The sequence below is a fragment of the Chryseobacterium sp. FP211-J200 genome, assembly GCF_001643375.1.
GTDB lineage: Bacteria > Bacteroidota > Bacteroidia > Flavobacteriales > Weeksellaceae > Epilithonimonas > Epilithonimonas ginsengisoli.
Genome location: NZ_LSHB01000058.1, coordinates 1 through 20,188, shown reverse-complemented (window position 1 = coordinate 20,188; position 20,188 = coordinate 1). Strand labels below are relative to the sequence as shown.

Here is a 20,188-nt window from a genome sequence, read left to right as displayed (position 1 = left end):
ACTTATAAAGCAAAAGAAACTACAGCAATTACTTGGGAAGATTTCAAAAGTGCCAACAATATGGGAGATGTGACAAGGGAACATTACGTAAAAACAATTACTAAAAGTAAATATCCGATTCCTATTGGAAAGATAGAGAAATATGGAAAACAATATCACTGGAAACCCAAAATAGAATACGAGGATAAAAGGACACCAGAAAAAATAGAAACTTTAAAATATTATATAAAAGATTTCAATGGTGGTTATGAAAACATATATGCTTTGTATGAAAAAGAAAATGTTTTTAAATTAAGGAATATTCCAAAAACAGTTATATTCGAATTTAACATTGGTACATTAAATTACGGTGGAGGTTTTGATTTACAGGAAGATGATGTATTCAAAGCGTATTCCGAATTGGGAAGCGAGGATAAAACTCAATTAGAAATGGTTGTGATTTTAGATAAGACTAATAAAATCTCAAGAATTATATTGCGAAATGATTTACACGAATATGTTTTAGATTGCAAAGATGTTCAATTAGGAGTTGGTGAAATTGAAACCGAAATAACTCCATTAACAGAAACAGATTAAATTATGGCAAAAACATTTGTTTATGATAAAGCAGTAGCACTACAATCAAGCGATGGCAAAAATATTACTTTGAGCGTCTTTTTTGATGGTACCCAAAATAATAAAACCAATACAGAAATTGGTGAAAAACGACGAAAAGCAATAGAAGAGCAAGGTATTCAAAATTATAAAAATCATTTTGAAAAAACTGACTCAGATCCTGCTCCAAATAATCCACCAACAAATAGTGACCCAACTTACGGAACTATACCCTTAGAAGAAGTGGTAATAACCGCTATTGCTGAAAAAGGAGATAGTTATGAAAATGACTATACGAATGTAGCGAGATTGTGGAAAAGTTATGATGTGTCTGAAAATATTCATGATAGAATTTACGTGGAAGGCGTTGGTACGGTAGATGGAAAGAAACCTCCTAAAGATGATGTTTATATTGACAAATGCTACATTAATGATAAAGGAGAGGAAGTTAGCACGGAAGATGACATGGCAACCGTCGGTTTGGGTGTTTTTTCTACCTCAGTTCGTGGGAAGGCTAGAATAGGTTGCAAGAAAATGATAGATAAACTATATGAATTGTTAAAACCTATTAAAAATAGCAAAGAAAAATTCATCAACACCTTAACCATCGATGTTTTTGGTTTCAGTCGTGGTTCTACTACTGCAAGGTGTTTTACACATTTTATAAGCAGCACAGAAACAGCAAAAGAAAGATCTAAATATTTTGAAAATCACGACATCTCCAAGGAGATGATGCCTATTGTAGAAGATATAAAAACTTCTTGTAAAAAGAATTTTGAATTTTGGGATGATGAAACACTTTCCAAAATAGAAAAGGCAGAAAAATTAAAACCTGCAATCACAAAAACAAGTGCGCAACTGCTTTTAGCCGCTGAAAAGCTATACAAAGTCGTAGATAGAGCCTATTCTGTAGAATTACATGATTATTTTCAGCAACAGCTTAAATCAGAAGGAATAAAAGTAAACCACATCAATGTAAGATTCTTGGGTCTGTTTGATACGGTATCTTCCTATGGTTTGTTTCATGATAATGATGTGCAAGACCTAAGTTTAGACGCTGTAAACAAAGCTCAAAAAGTGGTACAACTTGCAGCAGCAGATGAGTATAGAAAGAACTTTGCACTTACCAATATTAAAAATGCAGGTTTCAAAGGAATAGAATTATATCTTCCGGGGGTACATTGTGATGTAGGTGGAGCGTATAACAATATGGGATATGAGAAGACCGCATTTTACATCACATCTTTGTATGACGAAAAAGGTCTTGCACCAAGTAATTTTCTGCTTGGTCCTTTAGGCTCGTATATAAAAGAAACTTTGGAACCAAATTCCAGAAAATTCAAAAATAAACTAGTTGAAGATGGTTGGCTAAAAGAAAACCAATGGGAATTTACATATAAAAATTGGTTAGGTGGTGGGACAAAAGCAGCGCAAAGCGTGGTTCTCACTGGTGTACTTCAAAATATTATAAAACAACTACCTAGTGTGAAGGGCGTAAACTATTTAAAAGAAATAAATAGAAAAATGTTGGAAGGACTGCAGGTCGGTTTGCCACCTTTTGGGATTCTGTACGGACGTCGTATGATCTCTAATAAATATACATTTATCCCATTAGAGTTTATGGCAGATTTTGCGAAGGAATCTGGAGTTCCTATAAATAAGGAATATTTCTCTACTCAAGGATGGACTATTGGAGATGATTTGCAATATACAAAGAGACAACTTACCAAATACAAAAACAAAATTGTAAACCTACGACAAGATCTATTGGATGAAAGCAAAAAGGAAGAAATAGAGAGAATGCAAAGAGATGGTTTGTTGGAAGAAGCAGGAGGATTTGTAGAAGACCTATTTACATCTAATAAAGAAAAAAAATATCTCAAAAAATGTTGTGAAATATCATACTCTTATTTTTTCACTAATAAAAAAGAACTACATCACCTACGGAACAAATATCTACATTGGTCTGCAAAATCAGATTCATTCGGACTGGATCCCGTGACTAGATCGCAACATTACGAAAAAAAGAGAGTGATCTATAAAGGATAATGACATGAAAGAAGAATATAGATTTTTTATTCATGATTTTGCTAATCTGAAATTGCCTACCGAAGTACGTAGTAGAATGTTTCAATATTCTACTGATATCTATATGGAAGAAAGTCAAAAACGGGTTTTAAATTGTAGAAAATTGAAAATATCTCACCTGGGAAAGGTAGAAGGGAAGCATAGATTTCAAATTATCACTTTGGATATCGATATAAGAAATACAGAAAAGAGAAATATAAGATTACTAAAAAAACTAAGTTATTTATTTGATGATGTTTTAGTAGAGGTAGATGAAATATTAAGAATAACGAAAGTGATTAATCAACCACAGTTGATAAATAGATGGAAAAATCTAAAATTAGGTTTGCTAAGTGCGTATAAGGGAGAATCCGTCGAGCATTATTTCAAAACTATAGATGATGTTGTGGAAAATGAAAAAATGTTAATAGAATTTCTACATGAACATAAGATGTTCGGGTTATTTTTCAATGGCTATGTTCAAAATTTTCCAATTGATAAAAAAATTTATTATGAAGAAACTGGCTTTTTTTTATGGGCAGGTTTTAAAAATAAGGATAAAAGTTATGTTCAAATACAAGTTCATGGGTTTCAAGGAGAGAAAAAAATTACTGAGGAATATTATTTTGAAGAATCAAATCTTCTTGATGCAACATCAACCATCTCTGAAATTGGAAAACTAAGTAAGTACAAACTAACGCAACTTGGACTTAGAAAAAATCTGCAAGAAACCTTGAAAAAACATTATAATGGATGAACAAAATACAGTTGGATCAGATACTGAGATGGAAGTTTCAGATCTTTTGTTAGCAAACGCTACAGAACTTGAACAGAAAAGAGCTGAACGCAATGAGCAAGAAAAAACAGAAGATAGTTTAAAACTTGTAATAAGTACTGCAACTTTGGAATGTATCTTATGTACAAATCCTTTTGGAACTTTGATTGTGAATTATGACACTCCAACAATACAACAAAAAAAGACAGCAACTGTAAAAGAAAAAGGTTCTCAAAGTCTTGTTTTTATGGGAAATTGCAAGAAAAGTCCACAAAGTGCAAGCCCATGCGCATCTGTAATGCAGCTCGATGAGTGGAGAGATTTTGGAACCAGTAAATCTCAAAATGAAATTGTTTTGTTACAAAAAAGCACGATAAAATGTAATTATGGTAATGTGGATATCAGGATTACAGATTCAGGACAGATAAATGAACCAGAAAGTATTGATACACAAGGATTACCCTTGCCAGATGAAGTGCTTGATGATTTAGAATATATTTATTATACAGAAGACGGATTTTATTTAGGAGGTAGTGAAAGTAGTACTAAGGTTTATCTCTCCACACAAGAAGAATATGGCAATGCAAAAAAAGACAAAAAATGGTCTTTGATCAATAAAGAAAGTAATTTATTAAAAGAGAACAATAAAGTATTAACTCATTTAAAATTAATAAACCTTTCAGCCACTTGTTATGGTGAATGCTCGTTAGAATACAACGTGGATGTCAAAGAAGAATTGTATGCTATTGCATATGTACATTTTAATCATCCTGAAAATGTAGCTTACGGAGCAAAGAGTACTGGTGCAATTGATTTTAGAAGCAAAAAACCTTTAGAAAGAAATAACAAAACCATGCAATTAGCTATAGGAGCATCAATAAATGCTTATACAAATGGGTTTGATTTTTCTAATGGTGCAGATTCTTGGGATGGTATTGATGTTTTGACTGGAGGGTCTTGGAATAAATGGCTTTCGGAAAATCATTACAGACAAAGAGCGAATGGTAAGAATAAAGGTATTTCAGACCCTAAAAATATAAGTCCTGATTTTTATGCGACAGCTAAAAAAGCTTTGGAGGACAAAATAGCATCACCAAAAGTAAGTGACAAACTAAAAAAAGATTACCATGCAAAATATGCACATCTTCAACCATTAATTGTGTATAAAGAAAGCAAAACTTACAAACCGCTTTTTGAAGTTGTAGCAACTTACGCTGTTAGCATATTTTATAAAACACTAAAATAGTATGAAATTACTCCTGATTATTATTTCCCAATTTGTATTCATTAATAGCTTTGCGCAGAACTTAGATAAAGCTGACGTAAACGATTTTAAAATTAATGATTTACCATTTATCTTTTCGGTCAAAAATGTATTTGATTTTGAAAAGAATGTTGGAAAGCTTATGTTAAAACAGGTTGATGAATATGAAAAAGTTCCTTTCATAAGGAAACGACCGGATAAAATCTTTAGAAATGATAATGTATTGCTATATGTAAAGAAAGATAAAGCTTACATAGGTTTTGTAGATCTGGAAAAAAACAACTGGATCTTAAAATATAAAACAAATACTTTATCATATTCCTCAACACGAGATGATTTCAAAAAAATATTTCCAAATTCTTATAAATCACCATCATACATGCCAGGAGTTCTGCCTGAAAATGCTGTAGGCTACAGTGTTACTATATGTGAAAATAATAAAAAGGCCTATTTGAATTTCACATTCTATCATGATCACCTTACATCAATAGCAATATCTGAGAAACAGATCAAGATAACAGATTAAATATGATAAATATATCTGTCAGGGGTTTTGTAGGTATGGGTGTTCATTACAAAAGAAAAAATGCAACTGGAAATCTTTGAATGCATTGAAATCTGGTACAATAAATAAAGACGTCACAGCTCACTAAACTACAAATAATAGAAGAATTTAAAAAGCAAAAGAGAATTTACAAAAATGCAGCTTAACTCCAACTGGATTTTTTATTTGCATATCCAAACTTCTTGTGAAAAAATATATTGGAAAAAATCCGATAAAAGTGGAATTAGCACATATCCAAATTACCAAATTCTAAAACCACTGTAATTAAATTAAACCTTCTTAAACAAGTGGATTTATAATAAGTAATATGATAGATTACAGCTATTTAGCAGGAATCGAAAGATTTTGGATGGTAGTGGAATGTCTTAAATAAAAGAATTAAAATATTAAGTAATTTTTAAAAATTTAAGCAATGAAAATAATTAGCAAATTTTTTTTTGTAAGTCTCATATTTATACTAATTTCATGTGATGGGCAAAGTAAAAATAATAATACAAACAATCATTGGGCAAAAAATAAAATAACAGAAAAATTTGATTTTGAAGCGTATAACAAAAGAGAGTCTGCCGTTCATAAAATAATAAAAAATGATACAATTATTGAAATGATGTTGATTGAAAATAAAATAGGAACATATAACGAAACACCTCCAAACCCTCTTTCTTTAAAATTTATAAAGAGTTTTACAGCAATGGAAATATCAAAAAGAAAGAAACATATATTGGCGAACGCACAAAAGTTGGAATATCAGAATATTATGATGACGATGGAAATGTAGAAAAAGTAGATGAAGATAAAAAATTTGGGAAAATAAAATATCAGCAAGTATTACAGTTTTTACACCAAAAAGGAATTGTCAATTTAAAAACGGGAGATGGGAAATTTGATAAAGATGAGAGACCAGCATTTGAATTGTTCTTTAATGAAGAAAAAGGAAAAAAGGAATGGGTAATTTCAATTAAAAATGGAAAGAAAAATGATAATCCTGATTTTAGTGGAGCGAACCGTTGGCTTTTATAGATTTAGATTATAGAATGGATGGAGAATCGGGTAAAGTCGAAGAAATTAAATAATGATTAAAGAGCAGAAAAAGAAAATTTCTGCTTTTCTAGTATTGAATCTAAAATGAAATCAGGTAAAATAATTTTCCTGAATACTATTTTAGTCTTCAGCAGATGTAATAAATAAACTATTTTCCAGATATTGCTCCACATGGTGGTTATGAAAATCTAGATGTCATTGCTATTTCGAAAGATGGATCTGAAGAAACGGTAGGCAGGATCAGAATAAATCCCAACAGTTCCCAACACCAGAAAAAAATAACTGTAGCGCTAATCAAGGTATTTAATTCAAAGGGAAATTTCAGTTCTTTAAATCTTGAATCAAGAAAAAAAGAAATTACAAAATACTTGAATCAAGCTTTGATAATTCCCACTTTTGTGACTGCAAATATCCATATCAATAGATTAGGCCAAAACCAAAGAAAAAAATTTCTAGATGCGTATAATAGATATGGACCCGTAGATGATGACATTTATGAGGTACTTTATGACGCAATGACGAACTTCGATTCTAAGTACTCCAAATACATGAAAGTATTTTTTATAGATGACGTGGCTGGAGGTTTGTATGGAAAAAAGTATGATATTGGTGTAGAAAAAAAATCTGTTATTGTACTTACAAGTGGATTCAATGACAGTACTCTAGCGCACGAAGCATTACACGCAATGAATCTTTATCACACTTTTGATAACGACAGCAAATTTACTTTTCTAAATTTCGAAACTGATAATGTAATGGATTATTCAGATATTGAAAATAGGAAATTTGCTGTAATCTCAACTTATGTCTGGCAATGGAAAATCTTACATGATTTTTTAAAAACAATTTAGCCATGAAAAATTTAATTTACTTACTTTTAAGTTTTACTGCTTTATCCTGCAATGGACAAAATAATAAAAACCCAAATATGCTTGATATTGAATATTTGAGAAAGAATGGAGCGTCTTCATCAATTTCTTACAATGGTGCAATAAGCACTTCTGACAACAGCGGTTCTGCCGTGAAACATTACCACCTGACCGAGACCAAAAATGATGAAAAAATCATTACGGAAGGCGATGAAGAAACTGGGTTTATAAGAACTGTAGAAAGTACAGATTATGTAAAAATAACGGAATATGATGGCAAAGGTTTGCCACTAACTATGTTGAAAAAATCTGTCTATGGTTTCGAAATTTCGAAATCTGAATATAAAAATGATAAAATTATTACAGAAGTCGACTTTGATAAGCTCTTTGATTTTAACGATGAGAAATTATTCACCTATATGAAAAATAATGGCTTCGCTTTGGACAAAAAACAATATCTTGAAATAACAAATTCAGAAGTTCCTCGCCCCCAAATTTTAAGAGGTTTTGCAGAGGATTTCAAATTTCTAATTCCAGAACTGAAACTAAGGAAAGAATTAGTTTGGATATTAGTAGATGTCCCTGGAAATTATAATGGCCAGGAAGGTATATATTTTGTGTGTCTAAGTGGAACTGATGGTAAAGAACTTCGTGTTAAAAAATATATTGGGAAAAAATCTGGAAAAAATGGAATTGGCACATATCCAAATTACCAGATTCTAAAACCATAACTGTAATTAAATGATACCACACATTTTAAACCTTCTTAAACAAGCGGATTCATAATAAGTAATATAATAAATTACAGCTATTTAGTAGAAATCGAAAGATTTTATTTTGTTTATATGGTAGCGGATTGTTTTAAATAAAATAATTAAAATATTAAAATAATTTTTTAAAATTTAAGCAATGAAAATAATCGGCAAAATGTTTTTTGTTAGTCTCATATTTATATTGATTGCCTGCAATGGACAAGAAAATAAAACAATCTCAACGGATAAGTCTACAACCAATAGTACAAAGATCGATAATAAAATGAGAGAGAAATTTGATTTCGATGTTTACCAAAAATCTTTGGAAAATGATGGTATTTATAATCTTCCAAACAAGAATACCGTTTATATGATAAGCCCGCCCAATCCGGACTATGAAAAGCAAAAGGAAGATTCGATAAAAAATGGGTCTCCCGCACATTTCTGGGAGGGAGACGGCAGTGGTTTCCAATACGAAAGACTTCCTAAACCTTCTTTTGAAACCATTTATAAAGAATTTGGTGCAGATGGTTACATTATCAAAAAAGAACACTTCATAGGGCAAAATACCAAAGTAGGTGTGTCAGAGTATTTTGATAAAAACGGAAATGTAAAAACAATTGATGAAGATAAAAAATGTGGTAAAATAAAACCGATAGACGCTTTAAAATTTTTGGAAACAAAAGGAATACTTAATTTAAAAACAGGAGAAGTACAACAAACAACCTCCGATGAAGACAAATTCGGATTATCATTCATAGAAGAAAAAGGTCATAAATATTTTGTTATAGTGATCAAAGAAGGAAAAAGTTACGATGGTCCGATTGGAAGGGGAGAACCGCCTGCCGGATCTTCGATCGCTTACTACATGGATGGCGAAACTGGAGTTGTTACCAGTAAAAAGTAAGACGTAAATTAAGCTAAATATTTTCCCTTAATAATACTTTAGTCTTCACAAATTGAAATATATCATCTATTTTCTAGATACTTCTCCACTGGAGAGGATTGTATATTTCTCTTTTAATTTCTTTTTTAAACTTTCAAAATCAAGCTCATAGACACTTATACCCATATCTTTTTCAATAATAAAAGATTTGTACGTTTTATCTTCGGGCATACTATGACCAACAGATTTTCGGGATACAATTTTGTTATGATTGACGGTAATGATTTCCTGAAAACTGGAATCTCCTTCAAAATCCAGGATGTAGATCTCAATATCATTATTGAAGCTTGATTTGATCTGAAAAATATTGGTTGGAATATCTTCAGGTTTATTGCCTAGGATCTGAGATATTCTTTTAAAATTAAAATCGTCTAGTTTAGGATATGTTTTTTCACAATCAGGAGAACTCTGCTGTAAACAAACTGCTGTATATTTCTCAAAATCAAATGGCAAGGAGATCAAGTGGTCAGCTTTGATAGAATCCTTTGAGACAGGTTCTGTTTTTGGAAGTGTGTCTTTTGCGTTTGTTGCTACATCCGCCGTTTCTTGTTTTTCAACAAATCTGGCATGCTTCTGACAAGAGATGAAAATGATTAAAAAAAGATATACCGGGATCAATTTATGCATCAGTTTGATTTTTAAGTTCTTTTATTGGTTTAATTAATTCTTTCTTCAACTCTCGTAGGAATTTTAGACAGATCTTTATTTTGATTTTTCATCAATTCCAAATATTTATTGTAAGCTTCCTTTGCATATTCTTTGTTATCAGTTGCCCAATAAGAATCTCCCAAATTCAAGTATGCAACAACTCTGTCAGGATATTTTTCAACAATTTTTTTCAATAACAGAATAGAACTTTGATCGCCTTTTTGAGTCGAAGAATTGTAATAGGCGATATCATTATAATCATTCACATTACTTTCAGAAAGCGGATTGAAATAGAGCATTTCAGCAATTTCGTCAAAACCTATACTTTTCAGTTTTCCCAAGGATTTGTTTTTATAACCGGACTTGAAAGTGGAGAGATACTGATGATATTTGGAAATCGCATTTCCTTTCAAATTGTTAAATTCTTTGTCGTAAACACTTTTATTATTGACAGTTTTTCCATCGATGCTATACGACAGATCATTGATTGTGAGCGATATGTCCGGAAGAAAATCATCGTTGACAGTTGAGATATTGGTTTCTAATAAGAACCAGTTATCATTCAAATATTTGTACGTGTATATTTCTGTAGTTTTGAAATTACCACAACAAGACGCCCCAATTTGTATTTCTCCGGGATTTCCTTCTGAGATGAAGAAGTTTTCCATTGGATTTTCAACTTCCGAGAAATTATCAGCATCAATAGTGAAGGATTTTGCTTCAACAAATTTTTTGTCTGATGTTCCTAAAAAGATCTTTACCATTTTTTCATTGGATTTCGAATCGTTTATTTCTATATAATCTTCTATTTTGTCTCCATTGAAATCACCTCTTACAGAATCGCCGTTTATGACCGGCGTTATTTCCTGTGTTTTTGAAGACAAGGATGACTTTGGTTCTCCAGAAATTTTAGAATCATTGGTTTCTTTGCAAGAGAGCAACTGAGCAATGAGCACGCAGCATGAAATATATTTTATCATTTTTTTAATTCGTTTATTCTTTTTAAGGCCGCTTTTCGAACATTCAAAAACTTTACAGTTTTATTCTTCACCACTTTTGTATAGACCAGATCAGAAAAAATACTCAGTTTTTGAATACCGTAATAATTTTCTGTAGAATCTGTGGCTGCTGTCAAGTCAACAAATCTCTGATAACCTTCTATCGCCAAAGCTTTACTTTTCTCACAACCTTGTTTGGAAACACCGGGGTCATGCCACAGTCCCCATGCGAAAGCTGCTTTCTTATCTTTATAGGCTTTGCTGTCCGGGAATTTATAATCTGTATTTTTCCCTTTGTCCGTGGTGCATTTCGAATATAGATTTTCAAATCCTTTCTTCACATTCTCAAGCCTGTTATCGATATGGTTGAAGCCGCCATTGACACGATAGGTGAGGTAGATAAAGTCATTTTCATTGGAAGCGCCGTTCAGATTGGCTCTTTTATCCCAAAACCAACCAGCCGAATGTACAGCGTAAGGAGATTTGGTCACCTTGTCCCTTGCTGCGGCAGACGAAGTCACGTCTTCACCCACAGCAGCCTCGAAGGCTACATAATTTGGCTTGGTGGTAAGCTGGATCAATCCTCTTCCGTGCCATCCTTTGTAATGAGCCAAATAATCGGCATCACCTTGCTCAACATTATATATGAAACTTCCTGATTCCTGGATGACCTGCGCAAGAAAATGAATTTTTTGTAAGCAGGAATTGATATTGAACTTTGTAAAGGTTTCATTGAAGCCGTCCAGATATTTATCAATGTTCGCATTACTTGCATGCACCGCAATGGCTTTTAGTTGCTCTTTGGTCAATTTATCATTACACGCACATTTACCACCAGATGTTGCCGGCGCTTTCTGACTTTGATAGGTTTCCGAACAGATGCAGGTCTTCATAAAACCTAATTCTATAGCCAATTCTACAATACTTTTACCATTTAGAGTGGCGGCATTGGTGCAAAAATATTTATCGTCCAGGTATTTTTTTTCATATTGTCTTACATCCATATGGATCCAGCTGAATGTGTGGTCATACCTCAAACTCCCGTCTTTATAGTACAATAGGTCTATAGGTTCTATGGAGAATAGATTTGGATTTGGCCATTCTCTTTGGGCTCCCAGATGTTTTACGAAAATATCATCCCTCATCGCTCGTAATTCGACAAGATTTTTTTTCTGAGGTCCTCGGATGGCCCAAGTTCCCTTACTGAATTGGATGTCGATTGCTTTTCCCTGATGATTGGTTGTTTTATAATTTTTAAATCGACATCTGTATCCAGACGAGAAAGAATCAATTTTATAGGTCTTTTGTTTGCTGAAATAAAACTGTAAAGCTTTGAAGCCAAAAAGCAGTGAGCGGTGGATTCCAGGGAACTCATATTTATTTGTAGACTCAGGAGAATTATTGGCACCGGTTTTATCACCAAATCCCTTGCAACTATTTGTCTCTTTGATGCCCCTCAACTTACTTACGGCCTGTTTGCCTTTGGTAGAGCAGGAGCATTTCAGTTGCCCCCAATAGGTAGCACTGATATCGAAGTTCTTTGAAAATTCATCGATTGCTTTAAGAGTACTTCCGCACACTTTCCCCGTTTCGGCAATTTTCATAAAGTCCTTCTGGAACTGCTTTACCATCTTTTCAGTTTTGTCTGTAAATTCATCGGTCGGTACATTGCCACCAAATCCAGCCAGGCGAATATTGATCTCGCGCACCAATTCATTTTTATCTCCTTTTTTGATACAGAATTTTCCACCGCATGTAGCCAGAGCTTTGTTTGCACCAACATTGACAGCGCTTCTGACTTTTTCCACCTCCATCAGACCGTCAGAATCTACCCCGAATTTTTTGGATTCTGCAGTGACATCCAAAGGAATGACCTCGATGAAATAATTTTGCTTTTCCGAATCAGAATCTACCATTCCCAGATCTATTCCTTTGTCAAATATCTTTTCTGTGATGGTAAATCCACCTGTGATGATATCGTCACTTACTACCTTTAACTTTCCACTTTTAGAGACCAGGTCGTTGCTTCCAATATCATATTCCCAAACTTTGTACTCAAGATTTTTCCCAACCATTCCCCTTGTCTTGATTCTCACATGCACATGTTCACCGACTTTAACTTTGGTCAGTTTGCTGCCATCAGATTTCGAAAAATAAGCATCCAGGACCTTCCCCTTTTCATCAGGTTTAGCTGGTGCTGCACTGCTTGGGGTTGCAGGATATTTTGGAGAATCTGCTTTCGGCTTAGGTTGATAGTCGGGATTGGTAACATTGACATTGACTTGACTTGCTTTTTCCCCCTTTCCCAGATAGGTTGCTGTAACGTAGTATTCGTGGTTGGCACCTTCATCTGTGTCGCCTTTCATGACAAATTTATTGGCGATCTGTCGCATTACTTTCTCATCTGCAATTAAGGAGATCCTTGCTTCCGCTATTCCTCTTTCATTGACAGTCGCCTTGTATACTCTGGGGATCCTGTTGTTTTTATTTACTGCTGCATCATGTCCGTCTCCTTTTGCATCGTCTTCCCACAGTTGGAATTCTATTTCTTTTCCAAATAAAGCTGTACAAAATGCCTGAGCAATCAGTGTATCCCTGTAATCTGCTTTATTGACATCTTTTTTCCCTCTGTTGAAGAGAATGACTTTATCAATTTGTGCAGTTTTGCTTGCCGTGGGAGTAATTTCCAGCTTTCCGAATAATTTTTTTGAAGATTCCACACTGGGCAAAATCCCCTGGACAACCTCGAAAACACGAACTTCAAAAAGTTCTCCGGCAACAGGTTCAAAGAATTTATATTCTACTTTTGTTCCTTTTTTTGGAACGCCGTCTTTTGTGATGTCGATCCAGCTACCACTCTTCTGCTTTTTGAAGAGGTACCATTCATAACTGTTGTTAGGACTGAAAAACGGTAGAGAACCAAACATATTGATCTCATAGAAATTTGTTTCTCCTACCATTGGATTTTGATTGCCGATAACTGCGCCCATAATATTATTCGTAATATAATTGATCCGATTGATTGGTCTCATCCTTAAATTCTCCAAAATCCATGATTGGATTGTAGGTCTGCTGCTCTCGGGAATCTGCATTTTTAACGCTGCTTTTTCCTGCTTCGATCTGTTGTCCGTGTTTCATGACAGTTATTTTACCACCAACTGCACATTTCAATTCCGAGATTTCCGTTAAAGGTTTTTTACCCATGATCTTCACTTTCTCATAGGTTTTTGTCCATTTTCCTGCCGGCGCAAATGCACAAGGGTTTCCGTTTTTCACACTACAGGTCCCGAAAGGCATCGCAGCAGGATTGAAAGTAAGGTCATCTTCTGTTACGGAAAGGTAATCAGCTTCTCCATTTTCATCATTCCAATAATGTTTTTGATGACTTGTAACTTTGAAATTTGGAAATTTTGCACCTTTATCGCAACAGGCCATTCCTTTTTGGACAACAAAAAATTTACCGTCATGTTCGCTGGAATTGTTCTGATCTTCGCTAGCTTCCTTTTTTTTCTCAGTAGTTTCTTTCTTATCGTTATCATTTTCTGAGGCTGTAGATGATGTTTCATCTTCTGCTTCCTCAGTAATTACGGCCTCGTCCTGATGGTCATTTTCCGGATAATCGTAATCCGTTAAATAATCATCGTTATCATCATTGTGAAAGGAAATGTTGCTGTTGTTATGATGATTGTCCAAAGGATCAGGATGTTTTTTCATGGTAGGTCAGTTTAAACTTTGTTTTCTATAAAGCTCATTGTTATTCCTAATATTACGGAATATTTCGGCTCGAAGCATTTTATTCCTTTTATAATCCCTTTTTTGTCAGAGTTTTATTTGTCTGTCTGCCTGTGTTTTAGATTCATTATCAAATGTTATTCCACGACATGTTTTTATAAAGGTTCGGCATTTCATCTATTCAATTTGGAACAAAGACCACAATGTTATTTCCCATTTTTTGAAATTATATTCAATCTATGCTTAATTGATTGTTCAAGCTTGGTTGCCATTATTCACAATAATGATTAAGATGCACTAAAAAAATTAAGTCTTTGAAAATAATTGTTATATCCTTTAATGACCTCTAAAATTAAAAAACTTGCTCGGATTAATTAGCAACCTAGAATATTATTTTGAAAAGTGTAGTAATTCTACGACATATCGACGACTTGGGGAGAAGCGGTCGCTCCAAATAGGACAGGCATATCAAGTCAGACCATAGAAAAATGTGTAAGGCAATGATCTAAGTATTGAAAACTGAGAAGTCGATAATCTCATCGGTGTTGCAGAGAGTGAAGGGTTATCCTACCTATTCAAAACCACTAAGCATAAAAGATCTAATAGAAAATAAGTGTTATTGACATTTGGAATTATAATTCGATCATCCACGTGCTTTCTTACTATAGCATTTGTTATTGGAGGATCGATCATTGATTTTTTCTGATATACCTTTAAATTCGGGAAAAGGATCCTTTATTGTCTTAAGCTGTTCAGCTACCACCTCCGGATCGAGTATCTGCTGGATAGAACTGGTCTGTCAAAAACGAAATATCCATAACTTTTTTCTTGACTTGGTATTACAAACCTAAAGATAACTTCAAGCTCCGTAGATCATTGCGATCCCTAAGGATGTCATGCTGCGGAAATGACGAATTTGTAAATAAGTTCTCATAATAGGAGATTCCATCTAAAAGATTTTGTCTGAATGTGTCCCATTTTTTTTGATTCGCAGAGGCCATGTCGTGTACTGATTCTGATAGGCCTTTTTTCATATGGTCTACATACATTTTCAGCTCATTCATAAACATATTTGGACGGTATGCGTCGGATAGGACATTCCCATTTCCATAAATATGCTTCACCATTTGTGACAAGGTAACCTCTTTATCGAAATACGCAAGATTTGGTCCTGGACAAATGACGACACCTTGATCCTCTCCCTTTACTTCAATATGATTCTCAATATAAGCTGAGTTTGAAAGACCCACGCATAAGCATGCTTTTTCTGTGATCTTATTTTCTTGCTTTTGGGCTTGATCGGATATCAATGCTGTTTTTTCTTTCTCTAATTGTCTAAACTTCAAGGTTTGATATTTGGTAGAGGCAGTGCACAGCCCGTCCGAAGAAAATTCCTTGTTCAATGCCAAAAATTTCTTTGGACAAGGACTCCCAGAACGATTATTGGCTAGCTTTGTCTCTCTAATGATTTCATTGGAAGAGCCTTTGACAGTGTTGAATAAAATGCCCAATGGTGAAAGGTCACTGAGATAGAAATCGTGTTTTTTTGCATTGGCAAGTAGTTGTCTTGTTTCAAGATCGACACATGTAGCCTCCGGAACCAAGAGGAAAGGTGATCCCCAGCCAACGCTGTCCATTTTGTAATGCGAAAGAAGGAACTCATGTTCCTCTGATGTTCCAACGCCTCCCTGGACTGTGATCCTCAGCTCAAATGGTTCTGACGGGAAAGGTTTCGATTTGTTTTGTAGAGCAGCGATCATCAGTTGATGTGCATTTCCAATCAATTCATTTTTTCTTTGTCGGAATTCTTCCAAAATAGGTCCCAAAAGAAAACCTTCTGTTGCAAAGGCATGTCCACCACAATTCAGACCCGATTCGATCCTGTATTCCGATACCCACAATCCTTTTTTAGCCAAAAACCGACCTTGGATCATCGCAGAGCGGAAGTCACTGACCTTTATAATGATCTTCTTCTTAAGTTGATGTTCAGAATCGGGATAGAAGTCTTCAAATTGTTCGATGTAACTGTATAATCTTGGATTCATGCCTGCCGAAAGTACAATGGAAGAGCAGAGTCGGCTCTGTGCAAATCCACGGAGCGATGCGTGAGCATCATTGTAGATAATAGGTAATTGTTCATTGTCTTTATAATGATCCTTATCGACCTTTGTCATGATATTCACGTCGATGCTACCCGGTGAAAGATGATGGTCAAGATAATGTTTCAAAGTTGAATCCGTGATCTCTCCTGCTGAAAGAATTTTCTTTAGATCCGATCGGATCTTAGAAGTATTTGGAAGCATCTCTGCAAAATTGATCAATGACTGCTTTCTGTTGACCAGATCTTCTTTGAACGCTTTAAATTTTTGATTGACAATATCATCGACCAAATTAAGGTATGCGGTGATTCTTTTTGCGCGATGGTCATCCACTTTGACCGAGATCGCTGAAAAGTCGAGATCGAATTTTTTGCTGTAGAACTTTCGCATCTTTTCGATGATGTCATCATCTATGATAGAAATGACGGAGGATATTCCATACTGGGCCACACGTATTGGGGTATCGATGGTGAAGGCGATTCCCATGACTGGAATATGGAAATTGTGTAAAGGTCTTTTGCTCATTTTTTTTAAAATTCTCTTATATTTAAATGTCGGAACATATCACTCCTGCCAATCTGCGTCCTCACCCTGCGGTGCGGCGCCTCCTTGCGCTTCTGTAATGGGCGCTTTTTCCTGGTTGATATGATAGATGTAGGCTGCAACTTTTTCCGCCTCTCTGCCGGAAATGGTGCCTTCTTTGATAAATGGGCGCATTGCAGGATTGTTTGGAGAACCATTTTCTAGCATCCAGAATACATTTTTGAATAGTGTCTTTTGTTTGATGTAGATCCACTGCTTATCGGTTAGATTAGGGCCAATTCCACCTTTTCCTGATTCAGAATGACAGGAGATGCAATTGGTTTTAAAGATTTGCTCGCCTTCTGCGATATTCTCTGAATCATAGACCGCTGTTTCAATATCTATTGGAGGTGCGGTCTTCTCGTATTCCTTAATAGAGGCAAGTTGCATCCTGCTTTCGTCCTGATATTCCACATCAGGATGTGCGTAATCTGTAAAGGTGAACGCGATCAGATAGACCACACAGGAAAAGATCGTGAAGTAGAACAGTCCCAGCCACCATTTAGGCAATGCGTTGTCCAGTTCCGTGATGCCATCAAAACCGTGATCGATGAGAATTTGCTTTTCTTCGATGGGAGATTGTTTTTTGAATGCAGAATTCCATAATTTCCGGAAATAAGGAATAGCTTTTTCATTGAGATAGGCTTGTTTTTCTTCATCGGTCAACAGTTTGAAAGTGGCATTTTCTACAAGGTCCCCGATAGAATTCAGGATCAGTAAAAGAAGACAGACGACTACAAGTAGTCCCCAGAAAAATGGAGAGCTCAAATAATCGGCATCGGCAAACATTTGAAAGCAGGAAAATATTGATATTACTGTGATTGTGATATATATTGAAATGGGAGTTCTCGGTTTCATTGTTGTTGCGATTTAAAGATTCATCATTTTATGCTGGCGGTCTTAACTGCCGTCGTTCTAATGTCTGTTCCCAGCCTTTGCAGGTAGGCGATCAAAGCGATGATCTCCCTGTCTTCAAGTGGAACAAAGGCATTTCCTTTAGAGGACCTTTCTTTTTCCATTTGATCTTTCAGGTCTGTAGCTTCAGAATAGATCCTTTTCACGATCGCCTTTGATTGATTGTCTGCCCATTGATCGGCAGAATCTATCTCCGCCTTTGTGTAGGGCACATCAAAAGTGTTTTTCATCAGCTTTACCTTGGCGGTCATTTGAGTACGGTCCAGTCTGTTGGTGATCAGCCAGGGAAAACGAGGCATGATGGAACCCGCCGAAGTGATCCTTGGATTGTACATGTGCTTGAAGTGCCAAGAGTCCGGATTTTTTTGACCTTCTCGCTGTAGATCGGGCCCGGTTCTTTTGGAGCCCCACAGAAACGGCCGGTCGTAAATAAATTCTCCAGCTTTGGAATATTGTCCGTTCTTGCCGTCAAATCTCATGACCTCATCACGGAAAGGCCGGATCATCTGGGAATGGCAGGAATTACAGCCTTCTCTCACGTATAGGTCTCTACCTTCTAGCTCAAGTGGTGAGTAAGGTTTGACCGATGAAAGCTGTGTGACGTTGCTTTTGATGGTAAGGGTGGGAACAATTTCCACCAATCCACCGATCGCGATTGCAACAAATGCAAAGATAGAAAGGAGATGTGGGGTTCTTTCCAACCATACATGCCAGCCTTCGCCTTGCCTTCTGGATGTTCCTACTTTAGCTAATGCAGCAGCCTCCGTAGGAACATCCTTTTGAAAAGAACCGAACTTGATCGTTTTATAGACATTGATCACCATTAGCACTGCACCACCCAGATAGAATAGGCCGCCTAAGAACCGCATCTTAAAGTAGGGTAGAATGGCTGTTACAGTATCTAACCAGTTTTTGTACACCAATGTTCCGTCGGGATTGAATTGTTTCCACATCAGTCCCTGGGTAAAACCAGCGATGTACATTGGTACCGCATAGAAGATGATGCCTAATGTTCCAAGCCAGAAATGCCAGTTTGCTAATTTCGGGGACCATATTTTTGTTCTCCACATGACGGGAACCAGATAATAAATCACCCCAAATGCCATGAAGCCATTCCATCCTAAAGCACCCAGGTGTACATGACCGATCACCCAATCTGTATAATGGCCGATCTTGTTTAAGGATTTTGTAGCCAATAAAGGGCCTTCAAAGGTTGCCATGCCGTAGCAGGTCACCGCCACAACAAAGAATTTAAGAATTGGGTTTTCACGTACTTTATCCCAAGCGCCCCTCAGTGTTAAAAGTCCATTCAGCATACCGCCCCATGAAGGAGCGATCAGCATGATGGAGAATCCCGTTCCCACTGCTTGGGCCCATGCTGGTAGTGCCGTATATTGTAAATGGTGTGGTCCTGCCCACAGATAGACAAAGATCAAAGACCAAAAATGGATGATAGACAGCTTGTAGGAAAATACCGGGCGATCCGCTGCTTTTGGCAGAAAGTAATACATAAGCCCTAGAACAGGTGTGGTCAGTACGAATGCAACTGCATTATGACCGTACCACCATTGGACCAAGGCATCTTTGACGCCTGCATAGGCAGAATAGGATTTCCAACTGGTGAAGGATAATGGTACTTCTAGATTATTGAAGATGTGAAGCATCGCCACAGCGATCCAAGTGGCAATGTAAAACCAGATGGCCACGTACAGATGTCTGACACGTCGTTTCATAATTGTGCCGAACATGTTGATCCCAAATATGACCCACGAAACAGTGATCAAAATGTCTATCGGCCATTCATGCTCAGCATATTCTTTTGAAGTATTGATTCCCATCAGGAATGTGATGACCACTGCGATGATCATTAATTGCCAGCTCCAGAAATGGATCCACGAAAGGGTGTCACTGTACATTCTGGTTTTCAAAAGACGTTGCATGCTGTAGTAGGCGCCACAGAAAAAAGAGTTACAAACAAAGGCAAAGATCACGGCACTGGTATGCAACATCCTGATCCTGCCAAATCCCATAGCTCCCTGTGAGTTGATCAGACCTTGGATATTACCACTCCTTAAACTCTGGATGGTCGTGTCATCCGTTCCAAATAAAAATTCAGGTAACTCTGGGTAGAATAGCATCAATGCAGCGGTGAGCCCTAAGATGAAACCTATGATCCCAAATGTGACGGTCGCATAGAGAAACGCCCTCACAATTTGATTGTCATAACTCGTAGTGCATTATTACATTAATTCAATTTTAAGTCTATTCATTTTTCTACTGAAAACAAAAACATTTACAAACTGAATGAAAGTTAATGCTGTTATTTTGCTCAATACACTTG

Annotated in this window: 16 protein-coding genes; 9 read left to right on the top strand and 7 right to left on the bottom strand. The window is 35.8% G+C overall.

Annotation, left to right across the window (positions count from 1 at the left end):
• The 9 genes from AXA65_RS19970 to AXA65_RS17015 all read left to right on the top strand — a co-directional run.
• The coding region (locus AXA65_RS19970; protein WP_165596620.1) for a hypothetical protein at nt 1-576 on the top strand (576 nt) is incomplete at its 5' end.
• A gap of 3 nt (nt 577-579) precedes the next feature.
• Entirely contained in the window at nt 580-2,643 is a 2,064-nt protein-coding gene (locus tag AXA65_RS17050; RefSeq protein WP_063971266.1) for a phospholipase effector Tle1 domain-containing protein, read from the top strand.
• A 4-nt stretch (nt 2,644-2,647) separates the two neighbouring features.
• Nucleotides 2,648-3,418 (top strand): hypothetical protein, encoded by a 771-nt coding sequence (locus AXA65_RS17045; RefSeq protein ID WP_063971265.1) that lies wholly within the window; start codon nt 2,648-2,650, stop codon nt 3,416-3,418.
• The gene (locus tag AXA65_RS17040) at nt 3,411-4,682 is read left to right on the top strand and encodes a PAAR-like protein (protein WP_063971264.1); all 1,272 of its coding nucleotides are present in this window, start codon (nt 3,411-3,413) and stop codon (nt 4,680-4,682) included. Before AXA65_RS17045 ends, AXA65_RS17040 begins: the two co-directional genes overlap by 8 nt.
• A gap of 1 nt (nt 4,683) precedes the next feature.
• The gene (locus AXA65_RS17035) at nt 4,684-5,226 is read left to right on the top strand and encodes a hypothetical protein (protein ID WP_063971263.1); all 543 of its coding nucleotides are present in this window, start codon (nt 4,684-4,686) and stop codon (nt 5,224-5,226) included.
• Between the two features lie 451 nt (nt 5,227-5,677).
• On the top strand, nt 5,678-6,043 hold the full coding sequence (locus tag AXA65_RS17030; protein ID WP_063971262.1) for a hypothetical protein: 366 nt from the start codon (nt 5,678-5,680) through the stop codon (nt 6,041-6,043).
• A 661-nt stretch (nt 6,044-6,704) separates the two neighbouring features.
• Nucleotides 6,705-7,157, top strand: a complete 453-nt coding sequence (locus AXA65_RS17025) for a hypothetical protein (RefSeq protein WP_131797844.1) — start codon at nt 6,705-6,707, stop codon at nt 7,155-7,157.
• A gap of 2 nt (nt 7,158-7,159) precedes the next feature.
• Nucleotides 7,160-7,906 carry a hypothetical protein gene (locus AXA65_RS17020; protein WP_063971260.1) on the top strand — a complete coding sequence of 249 codons (747 nt, stop codon included), beginning with the start codon at nt 7,160-7,162 and terminating at the stop codon, nt 7,904-7,906.
• A 178-nt stretch (nt 7,907-8,084) separates the two neighbouring features.
• Nucleotides 8,085-8,834: a hypothetical protein gene (locus AXA65_RS17015; protein WP_063971259.1), complete on the top strand. Its 750-nt coding sequence runs from the start codon at nt 8,085-8,087 to the stop codon at nt 8,832-8,834.
• Between the two features lie 66 nt (nt 8,835-8,900).
• Here AXA65_RS17015 and AXA65_RS17010 read toward each other — a convergent pair whose 3' ends face one another.
• From AXA65_RS17010 to ccoN, 7 genes are all read right to left on the bottom strand, one after another.
• A complete protein-coding gene (locus AXA65_RS17010; protein WP_063971258.1) occupies nt 8,901-9,500 on the bottom strand; it encodes a hypothetical protein in 600 nt (199 codons plus the stop codon).
• A gap of 29 nt (nt 9,501-9,529) precedes the next feature.
• Nucleotides 9,530-10,501, bottom strand: a complete 972-nt coding sequence (locus AXA65_RS17005) for a tetratricopeptide repeat protein (protein WP_063971257.1) — start codon at nt 10,499-10,501, stop codon at nt 9,530-9,532.
• Entirely contained in the window at nt 10,498-13,551 is a 3,054-nt protein-coding gene (locus AXA65_RS17000) for a peptidoglycan-binding protein (protein WP_063971256.1), read from the bottom strand. The genes AXA65_RS17005 and AXA65_RS17000 overlap by 4 nt, the downstream gene beginning before the upstream one ends.
• A complete protein-coding gene (locus tag AXA65_RS19645) occupies nt 13,514-14,233 on the bottom strand; it encodes a DUF4280 domain-containing protein (RefSeq protein ID WP_086048253.1) in 720 nt (239 codons plus the stop codon). The genes AXA65_RS17000 and AXA65_RS19645 overlap by 38 nt, the downstream gene beginning before the upstream one ends.
• 857 nt (nt 14,234-15,090) lie before the next feature.
• Nucleotides 15,091-16,875, bottom strand: a complete 1,785-nt coding sequence (locus AXA65_RS16990) for a hypothetical protein (RefSeq protein ID WP_063971255.1) — start codon at nt 16,873-16,875, stop codon at nt 15,091-15,093.
• 39 nt (nt 16,876-16,914) lie between these two features.
• Nucleotides 16,915-17,790, bottom strand: a complete 876-nt coding sequence (locus tag AXA65_RS16985; protein WP_063971254.1) for a cytochrome c — start codon at nt 17,788-17,790, stop codon at nt 16,915-16,917.
• 23 nt (nt 17,791-17,813) lie between these two features.
• Nucleotides 17,814-20,060, bottom strand: coding sequence for a cytochrome-c oxidase, cbb3-type subunit I (ccoN, locus tag AXA65_RS16980; RefSeq protein ID WP_063971253.1), 2,247 nt, complete (start codon nt 20,058-20,060; stop codon nt 17,814-17,816).
• Nucleotides 20,061-20,188: the final 128 nt, after the last annotated feature.

What these genes read in the sequence shown, in the direction of transcription:
- AXA65_RS17050 (WP_063971266.1), top strand. Translation starts at nt 580, where the DNA reads ATGGCAAAAACATTTGTTTATGATAAAGCAGTAGCACTACAATCAAGC.
- AXA65_RS17045 (WP_063971265.1), top strand. Translation starts at nt 2,648, where the DNA reads ATGAAAGAAGAATATAGATTTTTTATTCATGATTTTGCTAATCTGAAA.
- AXA65_RS17040 (WP_063971264.1), top strand. Translation starts at nt 3,411, where the DNA reads ATGGATGAACAAAATACAGTTGGATCAGATACTGAGATGGAAGTTTCA.
- AXA65_RS17035 (WP_063971263.1), top strand. Translation starts at nt 4,684, where the DNA reads ATGAAATTACTCCTGATTATTATTTCCCAATTTGTATTCATTAATAGC.
- AXA65_RS17030 (WP_063971262.1), top strand. Translation starts at nt 5,678, where the DNA reads ATGAAAATAATTAGCAAATTTTTTTTTGTAAGTCTCATATTTATACTA.
- AXA65_RS17020 (WP_063971260.1), top strand. Translation starts at nt 7,160, where the DNA reads ATGAAAAATTTAATTTACTTACTTTTAAGTTTTACTGCTTTATCCTGC.
- AXA65_RS17015 (WP_063971259.1), top strand. Translation starts at nt 8,085, where the DNA reads ATGAAAATAATCGGCAAAATGTTTTTTGTTAGTCTCATATTTATATTG.
- AXA65_RS17010 (WP_063971258.1), bottom strand. Translation starts at nt 9,500, where the DNA reads ATGCATAAATTGATCCCGGTATATCTTTTTTTAATCATTTTCATCTCT.
- AXA65_RS17005 (WP_063971257.1), bottom strand. Translation starts at nt 10,501, where the DNA reads ATGATAAAATATATTTCATGCTGCGTGCTCATTGCTCAGTTGCTCTCT.
- AXA65_RS17000 (WP_063971256.1), bottom strand. Translation starts at nt 13,551, where the DNA reads ATGAGACCAATCAATCGGATCAATTATATTACGAATAATATTATGGGC.
- AXA65_RS19645 (WP_086048253.1), bottom strand. Translation starts at nt 14,233, where the DNA reads ATGAAAAAACATCCTGATCCTTTGGACAATCATCATAACAACAGCAAC.
- AXA65_RS16990 (WP_063971255.1), bottom strand. Translation starts at nt 16,875, where the DNA reads ATGAGCAAAAGACCTTTACACAATTTCCATATTCCAGTCATGGGAATC.
- AXA65_RS16985 (WP_063971254.1), bottom strand. Translation starts at nt 17,790, where the DNA reads ATGAAACCGAGAACTCCCATTTCAATATATATCACAATCACAGTAATA.